Origin of the sequence: Alistipes shahii WAL 8301 (assembly GCF_025145845.1) — a bacterium.
GTDB classification, from domain to species: Bacteria; Bacteroidota; Bacteroidia; order Bacteroidales; family Rikenellaceae; genus Alistipes; species Alistipes shahii.
Window position 1 is genome coordinate 1,606,219 of sequence record NZ_CP102253.1, and the last position, 26,020, is coordinate 1,632,238.

Annotated in this window: 25 protein-coding genes and 1 tRNA gene; 10 read left to right on the forward strand and 16 right to left on the reverse strand. The window is 62.1% G+C overall.

Features of this window, described 5'->3' with window-relative positions; genetic code table 11:
• Nucleotide 1 precedes the first annotated feature (1 nt).
• The 14 genes from dnaB to NQ492_RS07100 form a co-directional block, all read right to left on the reverse strand.
• The gene (gene dnaB, locus NQ492_RS07035; protein WP_015546989.1) at nt 2-1,558 is read right to left on the reverse strand and encodes a replicative DNA helicase; all 1,557 of its coding nucleotides are present in this window, start codon (nt 1,556-1,558) and stop codon (nt 2-4) included.
• A 251-nt stretch (nt 1,559-1,809) separates the two neighbouring features.
• Nucleotides 1,810-2,532, reverse strand: a complete 723-nt coding sequence (locus tag NQ492_RS07040) for a ComF family protein (protein WP_015546988.1) — start codon at nt 2,530-2,532, stop codon at nt 1,810-1,812.
• Entirely contained in the window at nt 2,516-4,774 is a 2,259-nt protein-coding gene (priA, locus tag NQ492_RS07045; protein WP_015546987.1) for a replication restart helicase PriA, read from the reverse strand. The genes NQ492_RS07040 and priA overlap by 17 nt, the downstream gene beginning before the upstream one ends.
• Nucleotides 4,774-5,667: a YitT family protein gene (locus NQ492_RS07050; protein ID WP_015546986.1), complete on the reverse strand. Its 894-nt coding sequence runs from the start codon at nt 5,665-5,667 to the stop codon at nt 4,774-4,776. The genes priA and NQ492_RS07050 overlap by 1 nt, the downstream gene beginning before the upstream one ends.
• A gap of 90 nt (nt 5,668-5,757) precedes the next feature.
• Nucleotides 5,758-6,729, reverse strand: a complete 972-nt coding sequence (locus tag NQ492_RS07055) for a TIGR01212 family radical SAM protein (RefSeq protein WP_015546985.1) — start codon at nt 6,727-6,729, stop codon at nt 5,758-5,760.
• 6 nt (nt 6,730-6,735) lie between these two features.
• The gene (locus NQ492_RS07060) at nt 6,736-8,226 is read right to left on the reverse strand and encodes a DNA/RNA non-specific endonuclease (protein ID WP_015546984.1); all 1,491 of its coding nucleotides are present in this window, start codon (nt 8,224-8,226) and stop codon (nt 6,736-6,738) included.
• A gap of 15 nt (nt 8,227-8,241) precedes the next feature.
• Nucleotides 8,242-8,694, reverse strand: a complete 453-nt coding sequence (gene dtd, locus NQ492_RS07065; RefSeq protein WP_044054288.1) for a D-aminoacyl-tRNA deacylase — start codon at nt 8,692-8,694, stop codon at nt 8,242-8,244.
• Between the two features lie 11 nt (nt 8,695-8,705).
• On the reverse strand, nt 8,706-9,392 hold the full coding sequence (locus NQ492_RS07070) for an RluA family pseudouridine synthase (RefSeq protein ID WP_015546983.1): 687 nt from the start codon (nt 9,390-9,392) through the stop codon (nt 8,706-8,708).
• Between the two features lie 9 nt (nt 9,393-9,401).
• Nucleotides 9,402-9,857, reverse strand: a complete 456-nt coding sequence (locus tag NQ492_RS07075; protein WP_015546982.1) for a cytidine deaminase — start codon at nt 9,855-9,857, stop codon at nt 9,402-9,404.
• A gap of 354 nt (nt 9,858-10,211) precedes the next feature.
• Nucleotides 10,212-10,901 carry an SIMPL domain-containing protein gene (locus NQ492_RS07080; protein WP_015546981.1) on the reverse strand — a complete coding sequence of 230 codons (690 nt, stop codon included), beginning with the start codon at nt 10,899-10,901 and terminating at the stop codon, nt 10,212-10,214.
• A 161-nt stretch (nt 10,902-11,062) separates the two neighbouring features.
• Nucleotides 11,063-11,977 carry a M23 family metallopeptidase gene (locus tag NQ492_RS07085; RefSeq protein WP_044054286.1) on the reverse strand — a complete coding sequence of 305 codons (915 nt, stop codon included), beginning with the start codon at nt 11,975-11,977 and terminating at the stop codon, nt 11,063-11,065.
• Between the two features lie 52 nt (nt 11,978-12,029).
• Complete coding sequence (gene rlmD / locus NQ492_RS07090) at nt 12,030-13,439, reverse strand: 23S rRNA (uracil(1939)-C(5))-methyltransferase RlmD (RefSeq protein ID WP_015546979.1); 1,410 nt, start codon at nt 13,437-13,439, stop codon at nt 12,030-12,032.
• A gap of 111 nt (nt 13,440-13,550) precedes the next feature.
• Nucleotides 13,551-14,693 (reverse strand): hypothetical protein, encoded by a 1,143-nt coding sequence (locus NQ492_RS07095; protein ID WP_044054767.1) that lies wholly within the window; start codon nt 14,691-14,693, stop codon nt 13,551-13,553.
• 30 nt (nt 14,694-14,723) lie between these two features.
• On the reverse strand, nt 14,724-15,548 hold the full coding sequence (locus NQ492_RS07100) for an alpha/beta hydrolase (protein WP_015546978.1): 825 nt from the start codon (nt 15,546-15,548) through the stop codon (nt 14,724-14,726).
• 91 nt (nt 15,549-15,639) lie between these two features.
• Between NQ492_RS07100 and NQ492_RS07105 the strand changes: the two genes are divergently transcribed.
• From NQ492_RS07105 to NQ492_RS07145, 9 genes are all read left to right on the forward strand, one after another.
• The gene (locus tag NQ492_RS07105; protein WP_015546977.1) at nt 15,640-16,308 is read left to right on the forward strand and encodes an MBL fold metallo-hydrolase; all 669 of its coding nucleotides are present in this window, start codon (nt 15,640-15,642) and stop codon (nt 16,306-16,308) included.
• Between the two features lie 16 nt (nt 16,309-16,324).
• Nucleotides 16,325-17,056, forward strand: a complete 732-nt coding sequence (locus tag NQ492_RS07110; protein ID WP_044054766.1) for an FkbM family methyltransferase — start codon at nt 16,325-16,327, stop codon at nt 17,054-17,056.
• A 198-nt stretch (nt 17,057-17,254) separates the two neighbouring features.
• On the forward strand, nt 17,255-17,932 hold the full coding sequence (gene trmD, locus NQ492_RS07115; protein ID WP_015546976.1) for a tRNA (guanosine(37)-N1)-methyltransferase TrmD: 678 nt from the start codon (nt 17,255-17,257) through the stop codon (nt 17,930-17,932).
• A 143-nt stretch (nt 17,933-18,075) separates the two neighbouring features.
• A complete protein-coding gene (lpxB, locus tag NQ492_RS07120; RefSeq protein WP_044054765.1) occupies nt 18,076-19,215 on the forward strand; it encodes a lipid-A-disaccharide synthase in 1,140 nt (379 codons plus the stop codon).
• A gap of 6 nt (nt 19,216-19,221) precedes the next feature.
• Complete coding sequence (locus tag NQ492_RS07125; protein ID WP_015546975.1) at nt 19,222-19,536, forward strand: DUF3784 domain-containing protein; 315 nt, start codon at nt 19,222-19,224, stop codon at nt 19,534-19,536.
• Between the two features lie 9 nt (nt 19,537-19,545).
• A complete protein-coding gene (locus NQ492_RS07130) occupies nt 19,546-20,181 on the forward strand; it encodes a fumarylacetoacetate hydrolase family protein (RefSeq protein ID WP_015546974.1) in 636 nt (211 codons plus the stop codon).
• A gap of 84 nt (nt 20,182-20,265) precedes the next feature.
• Complete coding sequence (locus NQ492_RS07135) at nt 20,266-20,904, forward strand: Maf family protein (protein ID WP_015546973.1); 639 nt, start codon at nt 20,266-20,268, stop codon at nt 20,902-20,904.
• Nucleotides 20,901-22,886 carry a S46 family peptidase gene (locus tag NQ492_RS07140; RefSeq protein ID WP_015546972.1) on the forward strand — a complete coding sequence of 662 codons (1,986 nt, stop codon included), beginning with the start codon at nt 20,901-20,903 and terminating at the stop codon, nt 22,884-22,886. The genes NQ492_RS07135 and NQ492_RS07140 overlap by 4 nt, the downstream gene beginning before the upstream one ends.
• A 132-nt stretch (nt 22,887-23,018) precedes the next feature.
• A tRNA-Leu gene (locus NQ492_RS07145) sits at nt 23,019-23,104 on the forward strand.
• A 207-nt stretch (nt 23,105-23,311) separates the two neighbouring features.
• Here the strand turns inward: NQ492_RS07145 and NQ492_RS07150 are convergent.
• Nucleotides 23,312-24,094, reverse strand: a complete 783-nt coding sequence (locus NQ492_RS07150) for a FecR family protein (RefSeq protein WP_015546971.1) — start codon at nt 24,092-24,094, stop codon at nt 23,312-23,314.
• A gap of 267 nt (nt 24,095-24,361) precedes the next feature.
• Between NQ492_RS07150 and NQ492_RS07155 the strand changes: the two genes are divergently transcribed.
• The gene (locus NQ492_RS07155) at nt 24,362-24,925 is read left to right on the forward strand and encodes a GNAT family N-acetyltransferase (RefSeq protein ID WP_015546970.1); all 564 of its coding nucleotides are present in this window, start codon (nt 24,362-24,364) and stop codon (nt 24,923-24,925) included.
• A gap of 8 nt (nt 24,926-24,933) precedes the next feature.
• Here NQ492_RS07155 and NQ492_RS07160 read toward each other — a convergent pair whose 3' ends face one another.
• Nucleotides 24,934-26,004, reverse strand: coding sequence for a YeiH family protein (locus NQ492_RS07160; RefSeq protein WP_015546969.1), 1,071 nt, complete (start codon nt 26,002-26,004; stop codon nt 24,934-24,936).
• Nucleotides 26,005-26,020: the final 16 nt, after the last annotated feature.

The window sequence follows — 26,020 nt, forward strand, 5'->3', positions numbered from 1 at the left end:
GCTAAAAAGGCGCTTCGTCGTCGATCTTCGTCGAGCGGTTGACGTCGAACTCCCCGCCCATCGCCGCACCGAGGCCCGACGTCCCCGGCTGGCTGTTCGAACCGCTGGCGTAGTCGTCGTAGGCCTGCTGGCTCTCCGCCGCCTGCGCGGGCGGCAGCATCGAGTCCTCCACGTCGGCGAAGCGGGCCTGCTCCTTCAGGAAGCGCAGGTTCACGTCGCACACCGCGCCGTTACGGTGCTTGGCGAGGATGATCTCGGCCATGCCCGCCGTGGGCATGCCGTTCTCGTCCTGGTTGATGCCGTAATACTCCGGACGGTGGATGAAGGCCACGATGTCGGCGTCCTGCTCGATAGCGCCCGACTCGCGGAGGTCCGACAGCTGGGGACGCTTCGAGCCGCCGCGCATTTCGGTGGCGCGGCTCAACTGCGAAAGGGCGATCATCGGCACGTTCAGCTCCTTGGCGATGGCCTTCAGCGTACGCGAAATGAAGGCCACCTCCTGCTCGCGGTTGCCCTTCGTGTCCTGATTGCCGGTCATCAGCTGGAGGTAGTCGATGATGATGATCTTGATGTCGTTATGAATTTTCAGACGCCGGGCCTTCGAGCGGAACTCGAAGACCGAAAGGGCCGGAGTGTCGTCGATGAACAACGGCGCCGTGCCCAACGGCTTGGTGGCCGATTCGAGGTGCCGCCACTGCTCGGGCGTCAGACGCCCCGACTTGACGTCGTTGCCCGAAAGTCCCGTCTCGGCGATGATCAGACGCATCATCAGCTGCACGGAGGACATTTCGAGCGAAAAGAACGCCACGCCCTGCTCGTGGTCGACGGCCATGTTGCGGGCCATCGAGAGCACGAAGGCTGTCTTACCCATCGAGGGACGCGCGGCGACGATGATCAGGTCGGACAGCTGCCAGCCCAGCGTCACGCGGTCCAGAGCCATGAAGCCCGACGGCACGCCGCTGAAGGCGCTGGTGTTCTTCGATGCCTCCTCGATCTGCATCAGCGCCCGGGCCAGGATGTCCTTGGACGACTGCACCGAACGTTTGACGTGCCCCTCGGCGACCTTGAAGATCTCGCCTTCGGCGTAACCGATCAGCTCCGTGACGTCGGTCGACTCGTCGTAGGAGCGTTTCTGAATCTCGGTCGCCGAGCGGATCAGCTCGCGCTGCACGTATTTCTGGGCGATGATCTTGGCGTGGAACTCGACGTTGGCCGCCGAACCGACCTTCTGGGTCAGCTGCGCGAGGTACGAAGCGCCGCCCACCTTCTTCAGCTCCTTCTTGGCCTTGAGCCGCTCGGTCACGGTATAGAGGTCGATGGGTTTCAGCTCCATCGACAGTTCGTTGATCGCCTTGTAGATCAGGCGGTGTTCCTCGGTGTAGAACGCCTCGGGGGAGACGAACTCCTGCACGGTGATGATGCAGTCCTTTTCGAGCATCAGCGCACCGAGCACGGCCTCCTCCAGCTCGACCGCCTGCGGGGGTACGTTGCCGACGGTATCGGTCATCGCCTCGAACGCCTCCCGGTTGCGGGAGGAGGGTGTAAAATCTTTCGCCATGGATAATCGGATTCTTTCAAAGGTCAAAAGTAAGCATAAGCGGGGAGAAATCAAAACCGGGCGGAACCCCGGTTTGTCGAAAACTATGTTTATAACACAGCTTCCGCCACCGAATGCCGGAACGGACCGGATGCCGGTCCCCGGCGGGCCGCCGCGTTTCGGGGCCTGTCCTGCCCCAAACCCCTTTCGCGGAAGGGGTTCACGGCCTGCGGCCGGAATAACGTCCTGTTGATAAGTTTTCGAATCGCCGCCTACTCCTTCACGCCCAGTTCGCGCTGCGAGACGGCGAGGGCGGCGATGCTGATGCGGCAGCCGGGCGCATCGCGCAGGATCGCCGAGGCGCACGAAAGCAGCGTCGAGCCGGTGGTCATCACGTCGTCGACCAGCAGGACGTGCCGCCCGGCGAGCCGTTCGGGACGGCACACCGCAAAGGCGTCTTCGACGTTGCCGGCCCGCTCGCGGCGGGGCTTGAGGGCCTGGCTGGCGGTGTTGCGCACCCGGCTGACGCTGCGGCGGTCGACCTCCACGCCCAACTGCGCGGCGATCCCCTCGGCGATGTATTCCGACTGGTTATACCCCCTCCGGCAACGCTTAAAGGGGTGCAGCGGCAGCGGAACGACCACCTCCACGTCGTCGTAGAGTCCGCTTTCACGCAGATACCGCCCGTACCACGCGCCCATCTCCCGGGCCGTGCGCCACGCCCCGCGGTACTTGAAGCCGTGGATCAGCCGCCGCCAGCCGCTCGCGCGGACGAAGAACAGAAAGCCCGAAGCCTGACAGACGGGGACCATGCCCCAGCATCGGCGCACCACGGGGTTGTCGGCCTCGCGCCAGTAGCCCGTCAGCGGCGCCGTGGCGCGGCACAAGGTGCAGACCGTGCGTTCGCCGCGCGTAAGCGGCTCCCCGCAGACGGCGCAGCGGGGCGGGAACAGCAGCGACGCGACATCGCGGACGAGGTCATTGAGGATCGACATTGACGACAACGGTGATCGACTTGAACGCCGGGTTTCCGGCAAAGGTTTTCAGCTCGGCCGCGAGCAGTTCGCGGGCGCGGGCCGAAGAGGCGCCGCTCTCGATTTTCAGCAGAAGGCCCACGAGGTATTCGCCGCGGATGCGGTCGACGGGCGGGGTCATCGGCCCCAGCAGACGGCGGCCGAAACGGGTGCGCAGGCGTGCGGCGAGGTCCATGACCCCGTTTCGGAGCACCGAAGGGTCGCGGTGGCGCAGCGTGAGCGACGTGAGCCGCGCATAGGGCGGATAGAAAAAGGCTTTGCGCTCGGCGAGCTGTGCGCGGGCCATCCCCTCGAAATCGCCCGCCGCGACCTGCCGGATCACGGGATGCCCCGGTTCGGAGGTCTGGATCACCACCTCGCCCCCGTCATCGCGCCGTCCGGCGCGGCCCGCCACCTGCATCATCAGCTGGAAAGCCCGTTCGGCGGCCCGGAAATCGGGGTTGTTCAGCAGGTTGTCGGCATTGAGGATGCCGACGAGCGACACCCCCGCGAAGTCGAAACCCTTGGTGATCATCTGCGTGCCGACCAGAATATCGGTCCGGCGGGCCTCGAAATCGGCGATGATGGCGCTGAACGCCTTTTCGGAGGTCACGCTGTCCCGGTCCAAACGGGCAACCCGCGCTTCGGGGAAAATCCGGGAAATCTCCTCCTCGACCTTCTCGGTCCCGAAGCCCATCGGGAGCACATCGGTGACCTTGCACGAAGGGCACTTCGCCGGCACGTCCTCCGTATGGCCGCAGTAGTGGCAGACGAGTTTCCGCCCGCCCTTGTGGTAGGTCAGCGTCACGTTGCAATGGGGGCAGCGGGCCGTCCAGCCGCACTCGGAACACGCGACGTAGGGCGAAAACCCGCGGCGGTTCTGAAACAGCATCACCTGCCCGCCCCGGTCGAGGGTCTCGCCGATCCGGTCCAGCAGGAGTTTGTTGAAATGGGCCTTGCGCTCGCCGCGCCTGGCGGCGCGCAGGGTGTCGGAAACGAGGATTTCGGGCGGGCGGGCGTCGCCGTAACGCTCAGTCAGCTCCGCGCGCCCGTATTTGCCCGACGCGGCGTTGAGCCACGTTTCGAGCGACGGCGTGGCGCTGCCCAGCAGCGTCCGGCCCCCCGTCAGGCGCGCCATCACCACGGCGCAGTCGCGGGCGTTGTAGCGCGGCGCAGGCTCCGTCTGCTTGTAGCTGGCGTCGTGCTCCTCGTCGACGACGATCAGCTGCAAATGCTTCAGCGGCAGGAAGACCGACGACCGCACGCCGACCACGAACTCGCCCCCGTCGGAGCGGTTCAGCCGCAGGTAGGTCTCCGTGCGGCGGCGGTTGGTGAGTTTGGAATGGTACGGAGTGACGCGGCTGCCGAAGATGCGCTCCATGCGCTCGATCAGCTGCGCCGTAAGGGCGATTTCGGGCACCAGCAGCAAAACATCGCCGCCCCGGGAGAGCACCTCGGCGATCAGGTGGATGTAAATCTCGGTCTTGCCCGAACCGGTGACGCCCTGCAAAAGAGCGGTGGTTTTCCCGGCGGCGAACTGTTCGCGCAGGGCGTTCAACGCCGTCAGCTGGTGCGCCGTCAGCTCCGGAAGGCGGAAGGCCGACCCGCCGCGCTCGACCGAACGTTCGCGCTGGGTGCAGACGATGTATTTCTTGCGCTCGAGGGCGTGCAGCACGGCATAATCGGCCCGGAGCAGGCGGCGGGCCACCTCGCCCGTCGCGATGCGCGTCTCGTCGCCGGCCGCAGCCAGCTCGAGCAGCGCCTCGTACTGCTTCGGGGCGCGCCGTTCGATCTTCTCGCAGACTTCGTGAAAACGCCCCTCGTCGCGGAGTTCCGCAGCCAGCGACACGTAACACTCGGTGCGGGGACGGAACTCGTCGCCGGAGAACTCCTCCTCCGTGTCGCCCGAAGGCTTCATCAGCGCAGGCAGCGCCACGCGCATCACCTCCCCCAGGGAGCACATATAGTACGAGGCGATCCACTCCCACAGCGCCATCTGCTGCGCCGAGAGCAGAGGCGCATCGTAGAGCACGCGCTGGATCGGTTTGACGGTTTTGAAATCGGGCCGGCGGTCGTGGACCCGCCACACGATGCCCGTATAGAATTTGCGTGCGCCGAACTGCACCGCCACGGCCTGCCCGGCCGCGACGTCCGTGCCTCCGGGCACGGCAAACGTGTAGACGGGCTGCGCCAGCGGAAGAACTATGTCGGCGTAGAGCTGCATCAGCCCTTCCCGATTGTCTGGAATCCCTTCCCGTAGACGCCCATGACCGATCCGACGGTCATAAAGGCCTCGGGGTCGATGGTCTTGACGAATTTGAGGATCATCGAGGTCTCCCGCTTGCGGCAGACCACCATGACGATTTTGGACTCCTTTTTCGAATACCACCCCTGCGAGTCGATGAGCGTCACCCCGCGGTGGACGTTGTCGACGATCGCCTGGGCCATTTTCTCGTAGTCGTGCGTGACGATGAAGACCTGGCTCGACTGCTGGTTTCCGGCCATGATCATATCGACCGTGTAACCCACGACGGCCGTCATCACGTAGCCGTAAATCACGGCGCTGATGCCCATGCCCACCAGCAGGGCCGAACCGATGATGACGAAATCGGAGTAGATGAGGATTTTGCCGTAGCTGACCGTGCGGTACTTGTTGATGATCATGGCCACGATGTCCGTGCCGCCCGTCGAGCCGCCCTGCGAGAAGCAGAGCGCGATGCCGGCGCCGGCCAGAATACCGCCCATGACGATGGCCAGCAGGTTGTCGACCCCGAGGAAGTTGCCATCGGGAAGCACCTCCTGCCAGAAGTTCATGCCCAAGGAGATGATCACCACGCAGAAGATGGTCTTGAGACCGAAATTCCACCCCACGATAAACCCGGCGACCAGCAGCAGGACGGCATTGATGATGAAAACCATCGTACCGATCTGCAGGTCGATTCCCGCCGTCGAGAGCGCATTGCACAGCACGAGCGACAGACCTGCGGCGCCGCCGCCGACGCCGCCGGCCGGGAGTATGCAGCCGATCCAGCCGAAAGAGTACATCAGCATGCCGACAGCCATCAGAACATACTCCTTGACGGGTTTGAGCACGATGTCGGGATTGATGGGTTTCATAACGAAGGGGGTTATTCGGGGTTTGCCTCCGCAAAGGCGGCGCAGGCCGGACGCAGAGCCGGGTCCACCCGCGTTCTGCCGAGGCGCAGCCTACCTCTGCCGAAGTTTGTCTGCGGCAAAGGTAGTAAAAATTTCGCCTTGGTATACATTGCGTTCCTCCAATCTTTTTTCGAGCATCGCGAGCAGCTGCTCGTTGCGCACGAGGCCCCAGTTGCGGCCGTAATGGTAGCGCGGCGGAGCCTCCGAGGCGAAACGTTCGACGACCACGCCGGGACGCAGCCGGCGGAGGATTTCGACAAACAGGTCGATGTACTCCTCCGGCTCCCAGAAGCGGAAACGCTCCGGTGCGGCGTCGTACTCGGCGGCCATCGGCGTCGCGCGGAAAACCTGCAACTGGTGGAACTTCACGGTCGTGAGCGGCAGGGCGTTGATCCGCTCCACCTGGTCGAGCAGCATCGCGTCGGTCTCGCCGGGAAGTCCGAGGATGAAGTGCGCGCCGACGTGCAGGCCCCTCGCGGCGGTCATCTCGACGGCGCGGCGGGCGCACGCGAAGTCGTGGCCCCGGTTGACGGCCCGGAGCGTGGCGTCGAAGGTCGATTCGATGCCGTATTCGAGGGCGACATACCGATCCCGGGCCAGCCCGGCGAAGTAATCGAGCTTGCGCTCGTCGACGCAGTCGGGGCGCGTGCCGACGACGATTCCCGCCACGCCGGGATGCGCGAGGGCCTCATCGTAAAGCCTCTTCAGCCGCTCCAGCGGGGCGTAGGTGTTGGAAAAAGCCTGGAAATAGACCAGGTAGCGCTGCGCCGAACGGTAGCGGTTGCGGTGGAATTCGATCCCCTCGGCGATCTGCTGCCCGACGCTCTTCGAGGGCATGCAATAAGAAGGGGTGAACGCTCCGTTGTTACAGAACGTACACCCTCCCTCTCCGATCGTCCCGTCGCGGTTGGGGCAGGTGAAGCCCGCATCGACGGAAAGTTTCTGCACCCGGCAGCCGAACAGACGGCGGAAGTACCCCGCATAGGAGTTGAACCGCCTCGTATCGCCCCACGGGTAAGTCATCTCCGCCTAAAAATTCCAGTCGCCCGGATTGTAGGTATCCTTCGGAACGTTGGGCACATTAGGGAAGAACGTATGCCCCGTGAGGCGTTCGATCTCCGCAACAGTCTTAAACACCCCCTTCGACTGAAAATCAACAGCCTTAACCACCTCGTTTTTAGCGTAGGTCTTATGCCGAACCATGATGGCAATGGATTGAAGTTCCCCCTGCGAACAATTTACCACCCACTTATTACCAGCGCTTTTCTTGGCTTTGAGCAGCACGATGTAGTAATGCGTCGGAATGGTCGTACCATCCACAACCTTGGAGGTATTCTCCCAATAGGTTCCCACCACCTGATAGCAAGTATCCGCCAAGCCACGCCATTGCTTGTCGACCCAGTCTTCAGCCGTATTCCACTGACCGCCGCCGGTATTGAAATAAGTCTGAAGCTGCGGACCGATATTCGAATAATAGAAAACGTCACGGTTAACGTTCTTCGTCACGCGCCGCTCGTTTGAGCCAAGCATGTGACCACGCGTGTAGCCGCTCCAATGACCCGCTTGCGTACAATTGATGTCCGGGTCATTCCGGTAAGCGTCTGTCCGCTTCACATCGCCTGTATAGCAGTCATGTAGTGGGGCAGCCACCCAGACCGGGCAGCGGTACGATTTGCTGTAACAGGTCGAGAAATTACGCGCCTTCGTACCGGTCGCCGGATAGTCCGGGCAAAGGTGATAAGCATAATAATAGTCGCTGTTCGACTTGTCCTCCGGAACCAGTTCGGGCCAGCCCGAATACTTGGCCGAACCCGTATTTCCGCCACCGCCGTCCGACGAGGTGGTGAAGGTCGCCGCGGCGCTGGTGTAGGTCTGCCCGTCCCAGTCGGCGCAGAGCGCGAATTCATAGGTCGTGCCGGGCGTCAGGCCGGTCAGGGCCGCCGTCTTGGTTCCCGTTCCCGTCGAAACGTTTACCCGGTCATAGCTGCCCGACGAAGCCGGCTTATACCGGAAATAGACGTCGTAGTCGGCCGTATCTTCGAAATTGAACGTACAGCTCAGCGTCGCCTCGGTCTTGGTCACGCCCGACGCCGCAGGAGTTCCGAAAGCGGGCCGTTCGGGATCGGGGTCGGGCATGTCGTCCTGCCCGGTTTTGAAGACCGCCCCTGCGCTCTGAACCCGTCCGGTCGACAGGCCGGCATAGGCGAAAACCACGTAGCTCGTTTCGGGCTGAAGCCCGGTCAGCGTGGCGGCAATGCCGGTGCCGTCAACCGCGGAACCCGCCACATCGGCAAACGCGCCGATTTTATTGTCGACAACGGCAGCATAGGAAAAACCCACGCTCGTGTTTTCGAGCACGCCCTCGCCGAAACGAGTCTGGCAGCTCAATCCGACCGTCGTGCCGTTGACCTCGGCCACAGGCGTCAGGAACCAGTCCGTTCCGGTCTCCGTCTTTTCATCCCCGCAGGAGGCGAAGGCCACGGTAAGGCCCAGAAGCAGAAATGCAAAAATTTTCTTCATTTTGATATAAATATGTTATTCCTTGTTTTTTGAATCCATCCAGATCGTCACCGGCCCGTCGTTGACCAGCTCGACCTGCATGTCGGCGCCGAATTCGCCCGTGGCGACCCCGCGGCCGAGCAGCTCGGCGACCCGGGCCGTAAACCGTTCGTAAAGCGGGCGAGAAACGGCTTCGGGGGCCGCCTTGATATAACTCGGCCGGTTGCCCTTGCGGGTCGAGGCCTGCAACGTGAACTGGCTCACGACCAGAATTTCGCCGTCTGTCTGCACCACGTCGAGGTTCATCACCCCGGCTTCATCGTCGAAGATACGCAGCCGCACGAGTTTTCCGGCGAGGTACTCGATGTCCTCGTCGGTGTCGTCGCACCCGACGCCGAGCAGCACCAGCAGTCCCGCCCCGATCCGGGAGCGGACATCGCCGCCGATAGCGACGGAAGCGTGTTTTACACGCTGAATGAGCAATCGCATGGCAGGGATATTCAGAGGTTTTCGAAATAGGTCCACAGGTTGTCGCCCGCAGGCACGGGAGCCGTGACCGAGAGCGGCTCGCGACGCACCGGATGCTCGAATTCGACACGGCGCGAGTGGAGCGAGATGCCGCCCCCGGGCAGGGAGCGCCGGGCGCCGTATTTCAGGTCGCCGCGGATCGGGCACCCGATCTTCGAGAGCTGGGCGCGGATCTGGTGGTGACGCCCCGTGAGCAGTTCGACCTCGACCAGCGTGTAGTTCGTCCCCGCCCCGAGCGTCGCGTAACGCAGGCGCGCCTCCTTGGCGTCGCCCTTCGGGGCGTCGCAGGCCCGCGAACGGTTGGTCCTGCCGTCGCGCAGGATATAATGGCGCAGTTCGCCGCTCTCGGGATCGGGCGTGGCTTCGGTCAGCGCCCAATAGACCTTATGGATACGGCCTTCGCGGATCATCTCGTTCAGACGGACGAGCGCCTTCGACGTCTTGGCGAAAACGACGGCTCCGCTCACCGGGCGGTCGATGCGGTGCACCACGCCGAGGAACACCTCGCCGGGTTTGGCGTCGCGCCGTTTGATGAAGGCCTTGATCTGGTCCTCGAGGGCGCTCTCGCCCGACGGGTCGGGCTGCACCAGATCGCCGCAGCGTTTGTTGACGATCAGCAGGTGGTTGTCTTCGTAGAGAATGTCGTCCGGGTTGAACATCGTCGGAAATTACAGAATAAAGGTGAAAGGCAGCAGTTTGGAGGCCGAATCGACCGCCGTCACCGTACCGTGGCCGCTCATCAGCACCCGCATCGGGGAACCCTGACGACGCTCGACGTCGACCATCACCTGCCGGCACTGGCCGCAGGGATAGCATTCGCGCTCCGAGGGGTTCGAGGCAATGGCCATCGTCTCGATCGGATCGTCGGCATAATTGGCCTGGGCGTAGAACATCAGCGACCGCTCGGCGCAGAGTCCCGCGGGATAGACCTCGCTTTCGAAGTTGCTGCCGTAGAGTATTTTCCCGCTGCGCAGACGCGCGGCGGCGCCTACGTGGAAATTCGAGTAGGGCGCATGCGCATTGGCCGTGGCCCGTTCGGCCTCGGCGACCAGCCTGCGGTCGGCTTCGGAAAGCTCCGACAGCGCCGCGTAATGTTCATAATCGAAACAAAACTGCTTTTCCATAACTCCTCCTTTTTTACAGGGGTGAACTACAAAGATACTAAAATTTTCAGAAATCGCTTACTGAATCGTACTTTTTCAGTCTCTTTGCTTTCAACCCGGATGAATTGTTTTATTTTCAGGACCTTCCGGCCGACGAACGGGGATTTGGCGCCGGGACCGGCCGGCCGGGTCCGCAGGCCGGAGGGTTCCGCACCTCGCAAAGAACGAGGCGGACGGACGCCGCGAGCCGTCTGCGACTATCGCGGAGGGAATTTCGCCTTAACGAAGTCCGGGCCGGACGGGACACACAAGCGCATTTCCCGTTCAGCCCGGACAAGGCGAGGTGAAAGACACCCGAGAGAATCGGAAACCGTCCTATTCGAGCACGAACTTCGCCTGCACGTTGTACTGCAACTTGATGGTCTTGAAATCGAGCGGTTCGTCCGCAGCGGCGTCCTCGGCGACGCCCATCGCCTTGGCGCTGCGCATCACGGCCATGTTGTCGTAAAAAACAGGCATCACGTTGTTGTTCGAATCGTAGATGTAGAAGCATTTGCCGATCTTCTGCCCGACGGCTTCGGCCAGCGTCGCGGCGCTCTGGCGGGCGTTCTGCATCGCCTCGACGCGCACTTCGGCCTTATACTGTTCGATTTTCGAGTGCGAGACCTTCAGGATCGAGACGTTCGAGATGCCCAGTCCGTCCAACGCCTGCCACACCTTGGCGACCATCGCCGAGGAACCCAGCTGCAACTGGTATTTGGCCGTGGCCACCGAGGTGTTTTTCTTGAAGAACTCGCTCGACAGGTTGGCCATCTTGAGCTGTTTCTCGACATCGACCCCGGCACGTTTGAGCGCGGCGATCATGTCGCGCTGCTGGCTTTCGACCGAAATCTTGCCCTTCGAGTCGCGCTCGTTGATGATGATCTGCAAGTAGAATTCGTCGGGCGCGATCTCCTTTTCGGCACGTCCGTTGACCTGAATGTAGCTGGGGAACGCCTCCTGCATCTGCGCTGCCGCGGGGAGGGCGAAAAACGCCACCGCCGCCAATAAAATCAGTCGTTTCATTGCCTTTTCGTTTTTAAATAACCTATTACAAAGATTATGCAAGCCGGGCGTCGCGCGGAACTGTTTTCAGCCGGGCCGGTTTCCATCCCTTTGTATCCAGTAAAACGCCGAAAAACGAAAATACTGCATCCCCGATGCGAAATCAGGCCTTGAACAACTCCCTATCGCTTTTTGCCTCCGCGGTGTTTCTTGAGCTCCTTCCTGTTCATCTCGCGGATTACCAATTCCTCGGTTTCAACGGGTCGGTAAACACCCTTTTCAACGCACACGACACCCTCCTCCGTAACGAACCGCGGAAAGAAATGCTTGCGGATGAAAGGTTTTCGCTCCCGCTCCTTCGGGTCCGGATTACTCTCCCACCAGAAGGTCTGCACGGAAACTTTGTATCGCTCGCCGTCATAGCTCCCGGCCAGCGCCAGCGGCGTTCCTGGCAGCACTTCGTCCCCGACCTCGACCAGCACATTGTCGCCGTCGAGGCAGATATACCAGGCCAGCGTGCCATCGGGCTGCTCGACCAGCAAATCGGGGCTTTCGGAGGTAAAACTCACCGCCGGGGCATCGGGTTCCCGTTCGGGAATGCCGACCTCCACGACCGTGCCGCGCCGCATCGCATAGACCGTGTCGCCCTTTTCCATTTCGAAATGCAACCCCAAAGCCCCTTTCTTTTCTTTTCGGAAACGGTCGTAAACGCTCACGCCGCGCGACACACGCACCGGCCAGCGAACAGTGGTGGGCATGCGGTAGACAAACGCGGTATCGGGCCCCTTATCGACAGGGCCTAAAAAAAAGCGGTATGAATAACCGTACCTCACGCCCCGGGTATCGTCGGCGGGACGGAGAGACAGCAGCCGCGTCCCGGTATAGCGGGTCTCGTATCTGAAGGTCCCCGAAGCGGTGTTACAGTTCTGCAAATCCCGGAGCGTCAGAAAAACAGTCAACGTCCCCGGACGCGTCTTATTCTCCAGGATAAAATCCACGGAGTTATTCTCATTCCGCTGCGTGCGGATGGTCGGCGACTGGGCGACCGCCCCGACGAACATCAGGGCGAACGATGCAGTCAGAAAAATTCGTATCATCGGTCCGTGGTTCAGGTTGCAGTTCAGGTTGCGTCCCGCGCGGACGCGCCGTTTACCGCCGCACGAGCTTCACGACGTTCTCCACATGGTGCGTGTGGGGAAACATGTCGACGGGCTGCACGGCCTCGACGCGGTAGGCGGCGTCCATCAGCTGGAGGTCGCGGGCCTGCGTGGCGGGGTTGCAGCTCACATAGACGATCCGTTCGGGCGCGGCGCGCAGGATGACTTCGATCACCGGTTCGTCGACGCCCGCGCGCGGCGGGTCGAGGATGATCACGTCGGGACGGCCGTTCGCGGCGACGAATCCGTCGTCGAGCACCGCCTTCATGTCCCCGGCGTAAAAGACCGTATTTTCGATGCCGTTCAATTCCGAATTGACCTTGGCGTCGGCGATGGCTTCGGGGACGTACTCCACGCCCACCACCCGGGCGCAACGCGCGGCGCAGAAGTTGGCGATGGTTCCCGTCCCGGTGTAGAGGTCGTAAAGCACGTCGCCCGGCCGGAGGTCGGCAAAGTCGCGGGCCACCTTATAAAGTTCGTAGGCCTGCGCGGAATTGGTCTGGTAGAACGACTTGGGTCCCACCTTGAAGCGCAGTTCCTCCATCTCCTCGATGATATGGTCCTTGCCGCGGTAGCAGACCGGGTCGAGGTCGCCCACCGAGTCGTTGAACTTCGTATTGACGATATAGAACAGGGAGGTGATCTCCGGGAATTTGGCCGCCAGATGGTCCATCAGGGCCGTGATGCGGGGCCGGTCGTCGCTGTTGAAGACCACGATCACCATCACCTCGCCCGTCGAGGCCGTGCGGACGATCATGTTGCGCATCAGCCCCTCGTGCGAACGGGCGTTGTGGAACGTGTAGCCGTTCTCCACGCAGAACCGCTTGGCCTCCATGCGGATGCCGTTCGACGGGTCGGGCTGCAACCAGCATTTGCGGATGTCCAGCACCTTGTCGAACATCCCCGGGATGTGGAATCCCACGGCCGGCGCGTCGCCGATGTCGCCCGCCGACTCGATCTCCTCGCGCGTCAGCCAGCGGCGGTCGGCGAAGGTGAATTCGAGTTTGTTGCGGTAGAACTGCGTCTCGGCCGAGCCGAGGCAGGGCGCGATCTCCGGCAGCTCGATCTTGCCGATGCGCGTCAGCTGGTCGCGGACCTGATCGGTCTTGAAGCGCAGCTGCTCCCCGTAGGGCAGGTTCTGCCACTTGCAGCCGCCGCAGACGCCGAAATGCTCGCAGAACGCCTCGGCCCGCAGGGGCGATTTCTTCACATAGCGGACCACGAAGCCCTCCATGAAGCGGCGGCGTTTGGAGCGGATCTGCACGTCGACCACGTCGCCCGGAACGGTCAGCGGAACGAAGACCACCACGTCGTTCCAGCGGCCCATGGCCTTGCCCTCGGCCGCGAGGGTCGTTATTTCAAGCCCCTCGACGAGGGGATAGTTCGCTTTCTTTCTTGCCATCGGTTTTTAACTTTGCGTGCAAAGTTAAAAACAATTCATAATTCAAAATTCATAATTCAAAATTATTTCCCCGCAAAACGTATCGGAACCATCATACGGAACCGTCAACGCTTAATTTTTCATTTTCAATTTTTCATTTTTAATTCGGGCTTTGGCCCGCACGCCGCCCAGCCAGAAGCCCAGCGCGAAAGGCCCGCCGATCAGCACCGCAAGCGCCAGCACGACGTAGAGCAGGATTTTGCCGACAAGCCCCGGCACGGCGTCGAGCGTCGTCCGGACCAGTTCGTCGCCCGTCGCCCGCAACTGTTCGACCAACGCCTCGCGCTCACGCGTAACGTATTGCTGCAACTCGCCGCGCTGGCGGTCGAAGTCGGCGAAAGCGTTGTCCACCGAAGCGTTCATCGTCCAGATGAGCTGCGTGGCCTGCCGGTTCAGCTCCTCCAGCACCTTGTCCGAAATCTCGGGCAGGTGCTCGGCGACGACCACGATACGGTTGAAACTGCGTTCCAGCGAATCGAGCTGCGCCCCGACCTGCAGGCGCAGGCTGTCCTGCCGGAGCCGCATCTCGAAGATGTCCTTCGACCAGCTCACGCTGTTGGTCACCTGCTGGGTCTGGCCGCTCAGCCGGTCGTTGACGTCGGCCAGCACCTCGGCGATCGAGCCGGTGGCGTAATCGTGTTCGACGCCGGCCGCCCGGAGGTATTCCAGCCACGCGAGGGTCGTGTTGTCGGTCTCGTCGCCCTCGGAGGCGGGGTTGTCGCGCACGTAGTCCGTAACGAACCGCTCCATCAGCGCATAGCGGTCGTCCGGAAGCACCTGCCGGGCGAGCCTCCCGGCCCGGCGGTCGAGCCGCAGAGCGGCGTCGCGGGCGATGTCGCTCTGAAGACCGAACAGCAGCGAATCGGGCGCCTGGGCGAAACCCTCGTTCATGCGGCGGCACAGAATCCACAGGTCGGCCAGCGCCACGTCGGGAATGCCCTGCATGGCGGCGGTCACCCCGGCGCGCGTGGCGCGGATCTTCCACCGCACGGCCGCTACGCGCACATTCACGTCGGGCGACGCAGCGACGATCGAGTCGGCCGCACGGGCCACCTCGCCGGCCATGTCGTAGTAAAAGCCGCGCGTCATGGTCCGCACGTTCATCTGCTCCTTCGACAGAGGGTCGCCCGTGGCCACGGCCACCTTCAGCAGCGAACACCCCGCAAACGACGCCGCGGCGAAAAGCGCGGCCGCCAGTTTCATCCATCCGTTCATCGTCATTCCGTTTACGGGTCCGGCCCGCAATTATCTTTCCAGTTTTTTCACAAAGTCGCGGATGTAGCGCACCGCGACGTAATGGCCCGCCTGGGGCATGTTGCCGTGGTCGAACCCGTCGAATTCCCGGATCTCGACGTCGGGATGCCCCGCCACCTGCATCATGCGCCAGAAATAGGCGTTCTCCTCGTAGCGGCCCAGCATCTCCCGCCCGCGGTCGCCCGAGAGGATCAGGATCGGCGGGCAGTCGGGACGTATGTAGTTCAGCGGCGCCATGTCGTCCACGACCACCTGCGTATCGGGAATCCCCATTTCGCGGCGTCGCGCGAAATGGGTCACGACCTGCCCGCTGTAAGGGATCAGCGCCGCGAACGCCGTGTCGGGGTCGATGCCGTAGGGCGCCATCCAGCGTTTGTCCAGCCCGATCATCGAAGTCAGGTAACCGCCCGCCGAATGTCCGGCGATGAAGATCAGCCGCGGGTCGCCGCCGTAGGAAGCAATGTTTTTCACCACCCAAGCGGCCGCAGCGGCGGCATCCGCCACGCAGTCGGCGACCTTCACGCGCGGAGCGAGGCGGTAATCCACGCCCACCACGGCGAATCCTTTGCCGCACAACGCTTTCGGAATCTCGCGCCGCCCGCCGGTCAGTCCCCCGCCGTGGAACCACACGACGGTCGGAAATCCCTTCCTATCCGCCGGCCAGCAAATGTCCAGCCGGCAAAGCGAATCGACATAGCCGTCGCCCGCCGCGTCGCGGTAGGCGATGCCGGTTTCGGTCCGGCAGGCGGCCGTCTGGGCCGAAATCCCCGTGCAGAACAGGGTCAGAGCCGCGAAAAGCGCAAAAAATCGTTTCATGGAATCAGGTCGTTTTGGGTCATAAAGATAGGTAAAATCCCGTAAAAAACACTATCTTTGCAAAACCGACTGCATTAAAACAGCCATCATTATGAAAATCGCCTGCCTGCAATTCAATCCGATACAGGAAAACACCTACGTCGTCTGGGACGACACCAAAGCGTGCATCGTCATCGACGCCGGAAACAGCAACCCGCGCGAGGACGCCGCGCTGGACAACTTCATCGCCGAGCACGGGCTGAAACCCGTCATGGCGGTCAACACCCACGGCCATTTCGACCACACGCTGGGCGTCGAGCACCTCAAACAGCGCTACGGCATCCCCTTCGCCCTCTCGTCGAAGGACCAGTTCCTGCTGGACAACGCAGCGACGAGCGGTTCGGTCTTCGGCGTGAAGATCGGCGCGATGCCCGCGGCGGACCTCGACCTGGACACCCTGTCCGAAGTGCGTTTCGGCAACACCGCCCTGCGCGTGATCCGCACCCCCGGCCACACCCCCGGCCATGTGGCGCTGTACGAGCCGGATTCGAAATCGCTCTTCACGGGCGACACGCTTTTCCGCGAGTCGATCGGCCGCACCGACCTGCCGGGCGGCGACTATTCGTGGATCATGCGCTCGATCCTCGACTCGCTGATTCCGCTGGGCGAGGAGGTGCACATCTATCCCGGCCACGGTCCCGAGTCGACGATCGGCCACGAAACGCTCTACAACCCCTTCATCGTCGAGGTGCTGAACGAGGAGATCAACTACCGGAACTAAAAATTAAAAATTGAAATTGGGGAAATTCATCCATAAGATTCTCTACCGCACCCTGCCGTTAGAAGGCTACCTGCGCGCCGTGAGCCGGCTGTTCTTCCTCTGGCAGCGGCTGGGCATCGGACGCGAGGCCCCTGCCACGGAGTACGTCTACCACCTGCCGAAGCTGGTCCGCGCGGGCGACACATGCATCGACATCGGCGCCAACCTCGGCTACTACGCCCGCACGATCTCCCGCCTCGCAGGCCCCGCGGGCAAGGTCTACGCCGTGGAACCGGTGGCCCCGATCCGCAAGGTGCTGAGCCGCAACCTCCGCCGCTGCGCCAACACCGAAATACTTCCCTACGCCCTGGGCACGGAATCGAAACCCATCGTGATGGCCAACGACTCGGCGCGCGAGACGGGCTACTTCGGCACGGGGCAGAACTTCGTAAACGACGCCGGCGGCCGAGCCGACGTGGAGTTCACGGCCCAGATGCGCCGCGGCAGCGAACTGTTCGGCAAACTGGAGCGCCTCGACTTCATCAAATGCGACATCGAGGGTTACGAGGTCATCGTGATGCGGGAAATGCGCCCCCTGCTGGAGCGTCACCGCCCCACGGTGCTGATCGAGACGGGCGGCGAAAACCGCCCGCAGATCGTCGCGCTCTTCACCGGACTGGGCTACACGGGTTACACGCTCGACCGCGGACGGGAGATCCCGCTGACGGACGACTCGTCGAAAGACATCATCTTCCGCCCCGGAAACTGACTATGAATGGTAATTATATTTTGCTCCGAGGGTCGGAAGCTCCGATTTTGCCGCACAGCGGCACCAAGCCCTTCCCCGAGGGAAGGGTTTGGGATGGGGTCAGACTTGCAAACGGCGTCGAAGACGACGAATACGGCGGTCGGGAACCAGAATCAGAGCAGAATAACAACTTGATTACTTTTTGAATTATGAATCGCCATGCGCATTGACATCATCACCTCGGTTCCCGAACTCCTGGCCTCGCCGCTCAACGAGTCGATTCTCAAGCGGGCGCAGGACAAAGGGCTGGTCGAAATCGTCGTCCACAACCTGCACGACTACGCCCACGACCGCCGCAAGACCACCGACGACTATCCGTTCGGCGGCGAGGCGGGCATGGTCATGAAGTGCGAACCAGTGTTCGAACTGGTCGAAAAGCTCCAGTCGGAACGGCCGTACGACGAAATCATCTACACCTCGCCCGACGGCATCCGCTACGACCAGCACGAGGCCAACCGCCTATCGACGCTCGAAAACATCATCATTCTCTGCGGCCATTACAAGGGCATCGACCACCGCATCCGCGAGCACCTCGTAACGCGCGAGATCTCGATCGGCGACTACGTGCTGACAGGCGGCGAGCTGGCGGCCTGCATCATCGCCGACTCGGTCGTGCGGATCATCCCCGGGGCCATCGGCGACGAGGCGTCGGCCCTCACGGACTCGTTCCAGGACAACCTGCTGGCTCCCCCGGTCTACACGCGGCCGGCGGAGTTCCGCGGCTGGCGGGTCCCCGACGTGCTGCTGTCGGGCAACTTCGCCGAGATCGCCAAATGGCAGGACAACGAGGCCTACGAACGCACCAAGCGCCTGCGCCCCGACCTGCTCAACGAATAGCAGCCCCCTTACGCTCCCGCACTTTTTGATTTTAGAGGAGCGGATTTTGACATAACGAAGGCCGACGCAGAAGGGACATACCAGTGTATTTCCCTTTTGCGAAGGACGAGGCAGGGCAAAAGGCGCCCTATAAAATCGAAAAGATGAAATACTACCTCATCGCCGGGGAGCCTTCGGGCGACCTGCACGGCGCAAACCTGATCCGAGGGCTGCAAAAAGCCGATCCCGGGGCGGAATTCCGCTTCTGGGGCGGGGACTGCATGGCCGCGGCGGGCGGCGCGGAGAATCTGCGCAAACACTACCGGGAGACCTCGTTCTTCGGCATCGTGCAGGTGCTGAAGAACCTCGGGACCATCCGGCGGCAGATGCGGGAGTGTCAGGCCGACGTGGCGGAGTTCGCCCCCGACGTGCTGATTCTGGTGGACTACCCGGGATTCAACATGAAGATGGCCCGCTGGGCCAAAGAGCACGGCATCCGCACCTTCTATTACATCGCCCCGAAGGTCTGGGCGTGGCGCGAATGGCGGGTGAAGGCGATCCGCAGATACGTCGGCCGGCTCTTCATCATCTTCCCCTTCGAGCGGACCTATTTCCCGAAACACGGCATCACGCCCGTTTTCGAGGGCAACCCGCTCGTCGACGCCATCGAGGCCCGGCGGACGACGCTCCCAACGCCCGAGGAGTTCCGCCGCCGCAACTCCCTCGACCAACGCCCGATCGTCGCCCTGCTGGCCGGCAGCCGCCGGAACGAGATCCGCGACAACCTGCCGCTGATGGCCGCGCTGTCGCAAAAATTCCCCGAGCGCCAGTTCGTGGTGGCGGGCGTCGCATGGCTCGACCGGGCGCTTTACGAACAATACACAGCCGGAAGCGGCATCCGCTACGTCTGCGACCAGACCTACGAGACGCTTGCGGCGGCCGAGGCGGCCGTGGTGACGTCGGGCACGGCGACGCTCGAAACGGCCCTGCTGGGCATTCCCGAAGTGGTGGTCTACCGCACGGTGTGGTGGCAGGTCTGGCTGCGGCCCTACGTGCTGAAGGTCCCCTGGGTGTCGCTCGTGAACCTGAACCTGGGGCGCGAGGCCGTCGCCGAGATCATCCAGTCGGATTTCTCGGTCGACCGCGCCGAACGCGAGCTGCGGGCGATCCTGCACGGCGGCAGCAAGCGCGGAAAGATGCTCGCCGACTTCGGCGAACTGAAAACGATCATCGGAGGCCCGGGAGCCAGCGAACGGTTTGCGGCACGGATGGTCGCAGAACTACACGCACAGAAAATAAAATAGCTTCCGATGAACGACCCGCTCGCTCCTCTGCTCGCCGGAGCATTTGTAATCGTATGCGGCCTGCTGGTCAAACGGTTCCCGATGCTGATCTCGGGTTACAACACCCTGCCGAAGGAGAAACGCAAAAACGTCGACATCGACGGTCTTTCGTCGTTCATGCGACGACACCTGGTGATAATCGGAGGTTTATTGATTTTATTTACAACAATACTCGAACTGACCGGCCAACAGGAGGCTTTTTCCATAATCCTCGCTGTCTACCTGCCGGTTTACGTGATCTGGATGGTGGTCCGGGCACAGCGCTACGACCACAATAAATAAGGAGAGAGCATGAAAATCATCTGCATAGGCCGCAACTACGCCGAACATGCCGCCGAGTTGCACGAACAGCTCAACGACAGCGGGAAACTCCCCGAGGAACCGATGTTCTTCCTCAAGCCCGACACGGCGCTGCTGCGCAACAACGACCCGTTTTACATCCCGTCGTTCTCGCAGGAGGTGCACTACGAATGCGAACTGGTGGTGCGGATCAACCGCGTGGGCAAGGCCATCGCCGAGCGTTTCGCCCACCGTTATTACGACGAGGTGGGACTGGGCATCGACTTCACGGCCCGCGACCTCCAGCGGCGGGCCATCGCCGAGGGGCTTCCGTGGGAGAGCTGCAAGGCTTTCGACCGCTCGGCGGCGATCTCGCCGGAATTCGTCTCCTTGCAGGAGCTGGGCGGCGACGTGCAGCGGCTGCACTTCACGCTCGACGTGAACGGGGAGCGCCGCCAGAGAGGCGACACGGCGGAGATGCTCTTCACGGTCGACCGAATCATCGCCACGGTGTCGCGGTACATGACCCTGCGCATGGGCGACCTGCTCTACACCGGAACGCCAGCCGGCGTGGGCCCCGTCCGCCCCGGCGACACGCTGCGCGCTGCGCTCGAAGGACGCGAACTGTTAAATTTCGACATCAGATGAACCTAGAAAAACGATTGTTCCGAAATCGAAAAAAATGCAGAACCGCTCCTAAAACCTTTCACCTTTAACTTTTCACCTTTATACATGCTGCTCAACGACAAACTCAAACCCTACCGCCTGCTGCTGGCGTCGCAGTCGCCACGGCGACGGGAGCTGATGACCGGCTGCGGGTTGCCCTACGAGCTGGCCGAAAAATTCGACTGCGAGGAGACCTATCCCGACGACCTTCCGCTTATCGGCGTTTCGGAGTACCTCTCGACGCTCAAAAGCGAAGCCTATCCGGTTCCGTTGCTCGAAAACGACATCCTGCTCACGGCCGACACCGTCGTGCTGGCCGGCGGCGAATTCCGGATGACGGCCGAGGGTACGACATGGCACGGAGGGGAGATTCTGGGCAAACCCCGCGACCGTGACGACGCCCGCCGCATGCTGAAAATCCTGTCGGGCGCGCATCATCTGGTCACAACCGGCGTCACCCTGCGCTCCGCCGCGCGGATGACCCACTTCACTTCGCTGACCTATGTCTGGTTCCGCACGCTCACCGACGAGGAGATCGCCTACTATGTCGACACCTTCCAACCCTTCGACAAGGCCGGGGCATACGGCATTCAGGAGTGGATCGGCTACGCCGCCATCGAGTGCATCGAAGGCTCGTTCTACAACGTCATGGGACTTCCCGTCCAGAAAGTATACACCGAATTAGATAAATTTTTGAATCCATGAAACGCACCCTGCTGACCCTGCTCGCCGCCCTTGCCCTCCTGCCTGCGCTGGCCGACGAGGGCATGTGGCTCCCGAGCCTGATCTCCGAACGCATCGACGACATGCGTGCAAAAGGCTTCCGCCTCACGGCCGAAGACATCTACTCGATCAACAAGGCCTCGATGAAAGACGCCGTCGTACTCTTCAACGGCGGCTGTACGGGCGAACTCATTTCGCCTGAAGGCCTGCTGCTCACCAACCACCACTGCGGCTACGACGCCATCCAAAAACATTCGACCGTCGAGCACGACTACCTGACCAACGGTTTCTGGGCCATGTCGCGGGCCGAGGAGCTGCCCAACGAAAAACTCTGGGTCCGCTTCCTCGTCCGCATGGAGGAGGTGACCGACCGGATCGCCGCGGGCGAGACGGCCGCGCAGATCGTCGAAAAAGCCAAGGCCGAAGGCACGGGCTACAAAGCCTCGGTCGAACAGATGTACTACGGCAACCAGCAGTTCCTGTTCGTCTACGAGCAGTTCGACGACGTGCGCCTGGTGGCCGCGCCGCCCTCGTCGATCGGCAAGTTCGGCGGCGACACCGACAACTGGATCTGGCCCCGCCACACGGGCGATTTCTCGATGTTCCGCGTCTACGCTTCGAAGGACAACCGTCCGGCGGCCTACTCGCCCCAGAACGTCCCCTACCGTCCGAAAAAACACTTCAGCATATCCACGAAAGGGGTTAAAGAGGGCGATTTCACGATGATCTACGGTTTCCCGGGCAACACGCAGGAGTACATCCTCTCCGACGCCGTGGCCTACATCGCCGAGCGTTCCGACCCGGCCAAGATCGCCGTCCGCACGGGCCGTCTCGACATCATCACCAAAGCGCAGGAGTCCGACCCCGCGCTGCGCATCCACTACGCCGCCAAGCACGCCTCGATCGCCAACGCCTGGAAAAAATGGCAGGGCGAAGCGCTGGGCATCGACCGCCGCGGAACCGTCGCAGCGAAATTCGATTACGAGACGCAGTTCGGACTGTGGTCCGTGGGACGTCCCGAATACGCCGGCGTAGTGATGGGCCTGCGCGCCGAGTACGACCGGATCATGGACGCCTATTTCGCTTACGAAATCACGCGCGAAACGCTCTCGACGCTGCCGGCAGCCTACACCCCCGAAGAACGGTCCGAAGAGTGCTTCGCCCGGCGCAAGTTCGCCGAGCAGGCGCTCTGGCGCCATGCGTTCCGCGAATACGGCCGTTGCCCGAAGGTTTACCGCACGCCCTCCTACGCCGAAGGCATGGCCCGTTACAAATCGCCGGAAGCCTACGCCGACGCCCTTTTCGAGGCCGTATGGGAAGGCTCCGACAGCGTGGCCATGCAACCCGCAGTCAGACTGCGCGAGGAGACCAAACGCATGCTCGACCACATCTCGTGGATGCTGGGAACCAAGTCGCTGCGCAACCTCAACAGCAAAATCCTCAACGAACTTTATACTACTTATATAAAAGGGCTGCGCGAATGGGACCGCGAGCGGGCCTTCTATCCCGACGCCAACCTGACGCTCCGCGTGGCCTACGGCTCCGTGGCCGGATACGAGTACGCCGACGGCGAATACCACAAACCGCAGACGACGCTCGACGGCATCATCGCCAAGGACAATCCCGAAATTTACGACTACGACATTCCGCAGTCGCTGCGCGACCTCTACGCATCGAAGAACTACGGCCGCTGGGGCACGGTGATCGACGGCCGCAGGACCGTGCCGGTCTGCTTCCTGGCGACGAACCACACCACGGGCGGCAATTCGGGATCGCCGGTGCTGAACGCCGGGGGCGAACTCATCGGCATCAATTTCGACCGCACGTGGCGTTCGACGATGAGCGACATCGCCTTCGACCCTGCGATCTGCCGCAACATCGCCGTGGACATCCGCTACGTGCTGTTCGTTGTGGACCGTGTCGGCGGAGCGGGCTACCTGCTCAAGGAGATGACGCTCAAATAAAGCATTCCGGGACCGCCGCAGAACGACCCGGGCGGTCCCCATGCAAATTTTGTCGTTTTTTCCGCAAAAATTTTGCGAATCGCAAAATAGTGCCTATATTTGCACTCCCGAAAGTTGATTCGGGAGAGCAATGCCCAGGTGGTGAAATTGGTAGACACGCTACTTTGAGGGGGTAGTGAACAATTACGTTCGTGCAAGTTCGAGTCTTGTCCTGGGCACACGAAAACAAAACCGCAGCTGATTGTCAATCGGCTGCGGTTTTTCATTTTCGTTTTGTTCGCCCCCCCACTTGCACCGCTCGTCACATTGACAGCAAGGCCCCATCCCCGGCCGGCGCCCGGGCAACAAGGGCCAGCGCATAGCGATTCACGCCGCAAGGGCGCATGAGATCGAATCGCACGCACATCGTTTCAGTCTGAAGGTTCTTACGCGTGCGACTTCTTCGAGACGAACAGCGCGAGGATGAACGACAGGGCCGAGGCTGCGATCCAGAAGACGATCGCCGTGTCGAGGGGGTCGAGGATGATGACGTCCTTCCGGGCCTGCGCCTGCAAACACCCCGTATGGAGCGTCACCACGGCGAAATTCTCCCGGGCGTAGGATTGCAGGTTGAACGACGTTCCCAGCACCGTATAGTTGTTGTTGGCGCTGTGGATGATGAACGGACAGTTTTTGTCGGGCGAAATGGTGAAAAACGCCTCGCCGTCGAACTCGATCTCGCGCGTCGCCTTCCCGAATCCCGGGTCCACGGTGAGCGTCGCCTCGGAATTCATGCAGACCTTCGACCCGTCGGGCAGCACGATGTCGAGCCTCTCGCCGCACGCCGTGCGGTATTCCAAGGGCTGTGCGGCGCTGATCTCCGCCCCGGCCCCGGCTTCGGACGCGACATCGGGGGTGCGCTGCCAGAACCACACGGCGCAAACGCCCGCCGCAACCACGGCGGCCGCCGCCACATAGCGCAGGAACCGACTCCGGCGCCGTCCGGCGACCTCGGGGACAGCGAACAGGATCTTGTTGCGGGCTGCGAAACGCGCCCATTCCCGCTCCGCCTTGGCCGACGCGGGCAGCTCCCGTCTGGCGAGACACTCCCTGAAATAAGCCCGGTTTTCATCCGACTCCTCCAGCCATCCCGCCAACATACCGGCCTCCTCCTTACTCAAAGCGTTGCTCCGGTACGAATTGATCAGTCTGTCTATCTCTTTCTGCATATCATTTACACAAAACAGATTTTTTCTCTTTGTCTTCACCCGATAGACACGCCTTTTCCGGATACCGACCCCCGCCGTGCGATTTTTTTTCGGAGCGTCCCTTTCCGCCCCCCCCGGAAACCGGAAATCCCCGGGCCGAAGCTCCGGGGATTTTTCCGCTCCCGGCAAACGGGCAGGGCGCCGCAGAAGCGGCTGCGGCTCGTTCGGGCAGTCGTGAAAATTGGGTTTTATGCGAAATTTGCCGTATCTTGCCGAAAATTGGAAACCATGACACAGCAACTGCGATTCATACCGTTCAAATCACGCTCGGACAAGGGCTGGGCCGAAGCATGGGCGCTTTACGAAGCCTCCTTCCCCGACTGCGAACGCTGGGACGGCACGGGTTACGACCGCGCTTTCGGCGACCCGCATTTCGAGGCCGACGGCATCTGGCGCGGCGACGAGTTCATCGGCATCCTCTTCCACTGGAACGCCGGGGATTACCGCTACGTCGAGCATCTGGCCGTCTCGCCCCGCCTGCGGGGACAGAACATGGGTTCAAAAGCCCTCGCGGCCTTTTGCCAAGGGCGGCGCGTCATTCTGGAAATCGACCCGCCGGAGGATGAAATCTCGGTCCGCCGCCAGCATTTCTACCAGCGGCTGGGTTTCGTCGCCAATCCCTACGCGTACATCCACCCCTCGTTCCGGCGGCCGTTCCATCCCCACCGGCTGGTGCTGATGAGCTATCCCGAGGCCCTTACATACGAAGAGGCCCGCGGTTTCGCGGACTTCATTCGGGAACGGGTGCTCCGCTACTCCGAGCACGAGAATCCGGAGCTGCCGAGACTGTAAAGCGGTCGCTACAACATGCCGACCACGTATTTCGTGACGAAGTAACCGCCCGCCACCAGCCAGACGTAGAGCAGGCCGGCCAGCACGAAAGGCCTGGCCCCCGCCTGCCTGAATTTGTCGAGGCTCGTTTCGGTCCCCAGCGCCGTCATGGCCATCGTCAGCATGAAGGTATCGACGTACTCGATGGTCCCGTTGAGCGGAATTTCCCGGACCGTCTCCACCCCGCAAAGGCTTTGCAGCAGCGAATTGAGACCGATGATCCCGATGAACCCGAAGGCGAACCACGGCACGGCGATCCTGCGTTTTCCCGTTTCGCCCCCGGATTCCTTCCGGCGGCCCGCCAGCACGAAGCCCATGATCACGAGCACGGGCGCGAGCAGCATGACGCGGATCATCTTGGTGATGGTGGCCGTTCCGGCGATCCCCAGCGCATCGGTGGGGTCCATCGCGTTGCCCGCCCCGGCCACGTGGGCCACCTCGTGCAGCGTGCTGCCCGTGTAGACGGCCACTTCCGTGTCGGTCATCCCGTTGAGCATGCCCGTGCGGTACATGACCGGATAGAGAAACATCGAGAGGGTTCCGAAAATGACGACCGTGGAGACGGCGATGGCGGTTTTGTACCCCTCGCACTTCACCACCGGCTCGGCCCCCAGCACAGCCGCCGCGCCGCAGATGGCGCTGCCCGTCGAAGTCATCAGCGCCGTGTCGCGATCGATCTTCAGCAGGCGGCCCAGCAGAACGCCCCCCAGAATGGTGACCGTCACGACGATCAGGTCCACGACGACGGCCGGCACGCCCACGGCCGCCACCTGGGCCAGCGTCAGGCGGAACCCGTAGAGGACGATGCCCCAGCGCAGCACCTGCTTCGTGCAGAACCGGATGCCCGGGACCCAGGTTTCGGGCAGCCGGTTGCGCAGGCTGTTGGCGTAGAGCATGCCCAGCACGATGCCGACGATCAGGGGGCTGAACGAGAGCCGTCTGACAACGGGGATTTCGGCGATGTAAAATGCCGCGAACGAAAACAGCGCGATCAGGAGAATTCCGTGCAGGGTGTTCGCCCTGTTACCTTTTTCCAACATATCCTTGCAATTTTAA

Excerpts from the sequence above, each read along its gene's own strand:
- dnaB (WP_015546989.1), bottom strand. The coding sequence starts at position 1,558 with ATGGCGAAAGATTTTACACCCTCCTCCCGCAACCGGGAGGCGTTCGAG.
- NQ492_RS07040 (WP_015546988.1), bottom strand. The coding sequence starts at position 2,532 with ATGTCGATCCTCAATGACCTCGTCCGCGATGTCGCGTCGCTGCTGTTC.
- priA (WP_015546987.1), bottom strand. The coding sequence starts at position 4,774 with ATGCAGCTCTACGCCGACATAGTTCTTCCGCTGGCGCAGCCCGTCTAC.
- NQ492_RS07050 (WP_015546986.1), bottom strand. The coding sequence starts at position 5,667 with ATGAAACCCATCAATCCCGACATCGTGCTCAAACCCGTCAAGGAGTAT.
- NQ492_RS07055 (WP_015546985.1), bottom strand. The coding sequence starts at position 6,729 with ATGACTTACCCGTGGGGCGATACGAGGCGGTTCAACTCCTATGCGGGG.
- NQ492_RS07060 (WP_015546984.1), bottom strand. The coding sequence starts at position 8,226 with ATGAAGAAAATTTTTGCATTTCTGCTTCTGGGCCTTACCGTGGCCTTC.
- dtd (WP_044054288.1), bottom strand. The coding sequence starts at position 8,694 with ATGCGATTGCTCATTCAGCGTGTAAAACACGCTTCCGTCGCTATCGGC.
- NQ492_RS07070 (WP_015546983.1), bottom strand. The coding sequence starts at position 9,392 with ATGTTCAACCCGGACGACATTCTCTACGAAGACAACCACCTGCTGATC.
- NQ492_RS07075 (WP_015546982.1), bottom strand. The coding sequence starts at position 9,857 with ATGGAAAAGCAGTTTTGTTTCGATTATGAACATTACGCGGCGCTGTCG.
- NQ492_RS07080 (WP_015546981.1), bottom strand. The coding sequence starts at position 10,901 with ATGAAACGACTGATTTTATTGGCGGCGGTGGCGTTTTTCGCCCTCCCC.
- NQ492_RS07085 (WP_044054286.1), bottom strand. The coding sequence starts at position 11,977 with ATGATACGAATTTTTCTGACTGCATCGTTCGCCCTGATGTTCGTCGGG.
- rlmD (WP_015546979.1), bottom strand. The coding sequence starts at position 13,439 with ATGGCAAGAAAGAAAGCGAACTATCCCCTCGTCGAGGGGCTTGAAATA.
- NQ492_RS07095 (WP_044054767.1), bottom strand. The coding sequence starts at position 14,693 with ATGAACGGATGGATGAAACTGGCGGCCGCGCTTTTCGCCGCGGCGTCG.
- NQ492_RS07100 (WP_015546978.1), bottom strand. The coding sequence starts at position 15,548 with ATGAAACGATTTTTTGCGCTTTTCGCGGCTCTGACCCTGTTCTGCACG.
- NQ492_RS07105 (WP_015546977.1), top strand. The coding sequence starts at position 15,640 with ATGAAAATCGCCTGCCTGCAATTCAATCCGATACAGGAAAACACCTAC.
- trmD (WP_015546976.1), top strand. The coding sequence starts at position 17,255 with ATGCGCATTGACATCATCACCTCGGTTCCCGAACTCCTGGCCTCGCCG.
- lpxB (WP_044054765.1), top strand. The coding sequence starts at position 18,076 with ATGAAATACTACCTCATCGCCGGGGAGCCTTCGGGCGACCTGCACGGC.
- NQ492_RS07125 (WP_015546975.1), top strand. The coding sequence starts at position 19,222 with ATGAACGACCCGCTCGCTCCTCTGCTCGCCGGAGCATTTGTAATCGTA.
- NQ492_RS07130 (WP_015546974.1), top strand. The coding sequence starts at position 19,546 with ATGAAAATCATCTGCATAGGCCGCAACTACGCCGAACATGCCGCCGAG.
- NQ492_RS07135 (WP_015546973.1), top strand. The coding sequence starts at position 20,266 with ATGCTGCTCAACGACAAACTCAAACCCTACCGCCTGCTGCTGGCGTCG.
- NQ492_RS07140 (WP_015546972.1), top strand. The coding sequence starts at position 20,901 with ATGAAACGCACCCTGCTGACCCTGCTCGCCGCCCTTGCCCTCCTGCCT.
- NQ492_RS07150 (WP_015546971.1), bottom strand. The coding sequence starts at position 24,094 with ATGCAGAAAGAGATAGACAGACTGATCAATTCGTACCGGAGCAACGCT.
- NQ492_RS07155 (WP_015546970.1), top strand. The coding sequence starts at position 24,362 with ATGACACAGCAACTGCGATTCATACCGTTCAAATCACGCTCGGACAAG.
- NQ492_RS07160 (WP_015546969.1), bottom strand. The coding sequence starts at position 26,004 with ATGTTGGAAAAAGGTAACAGGGCGAACACCCTGCACGGAATTCTCCTG.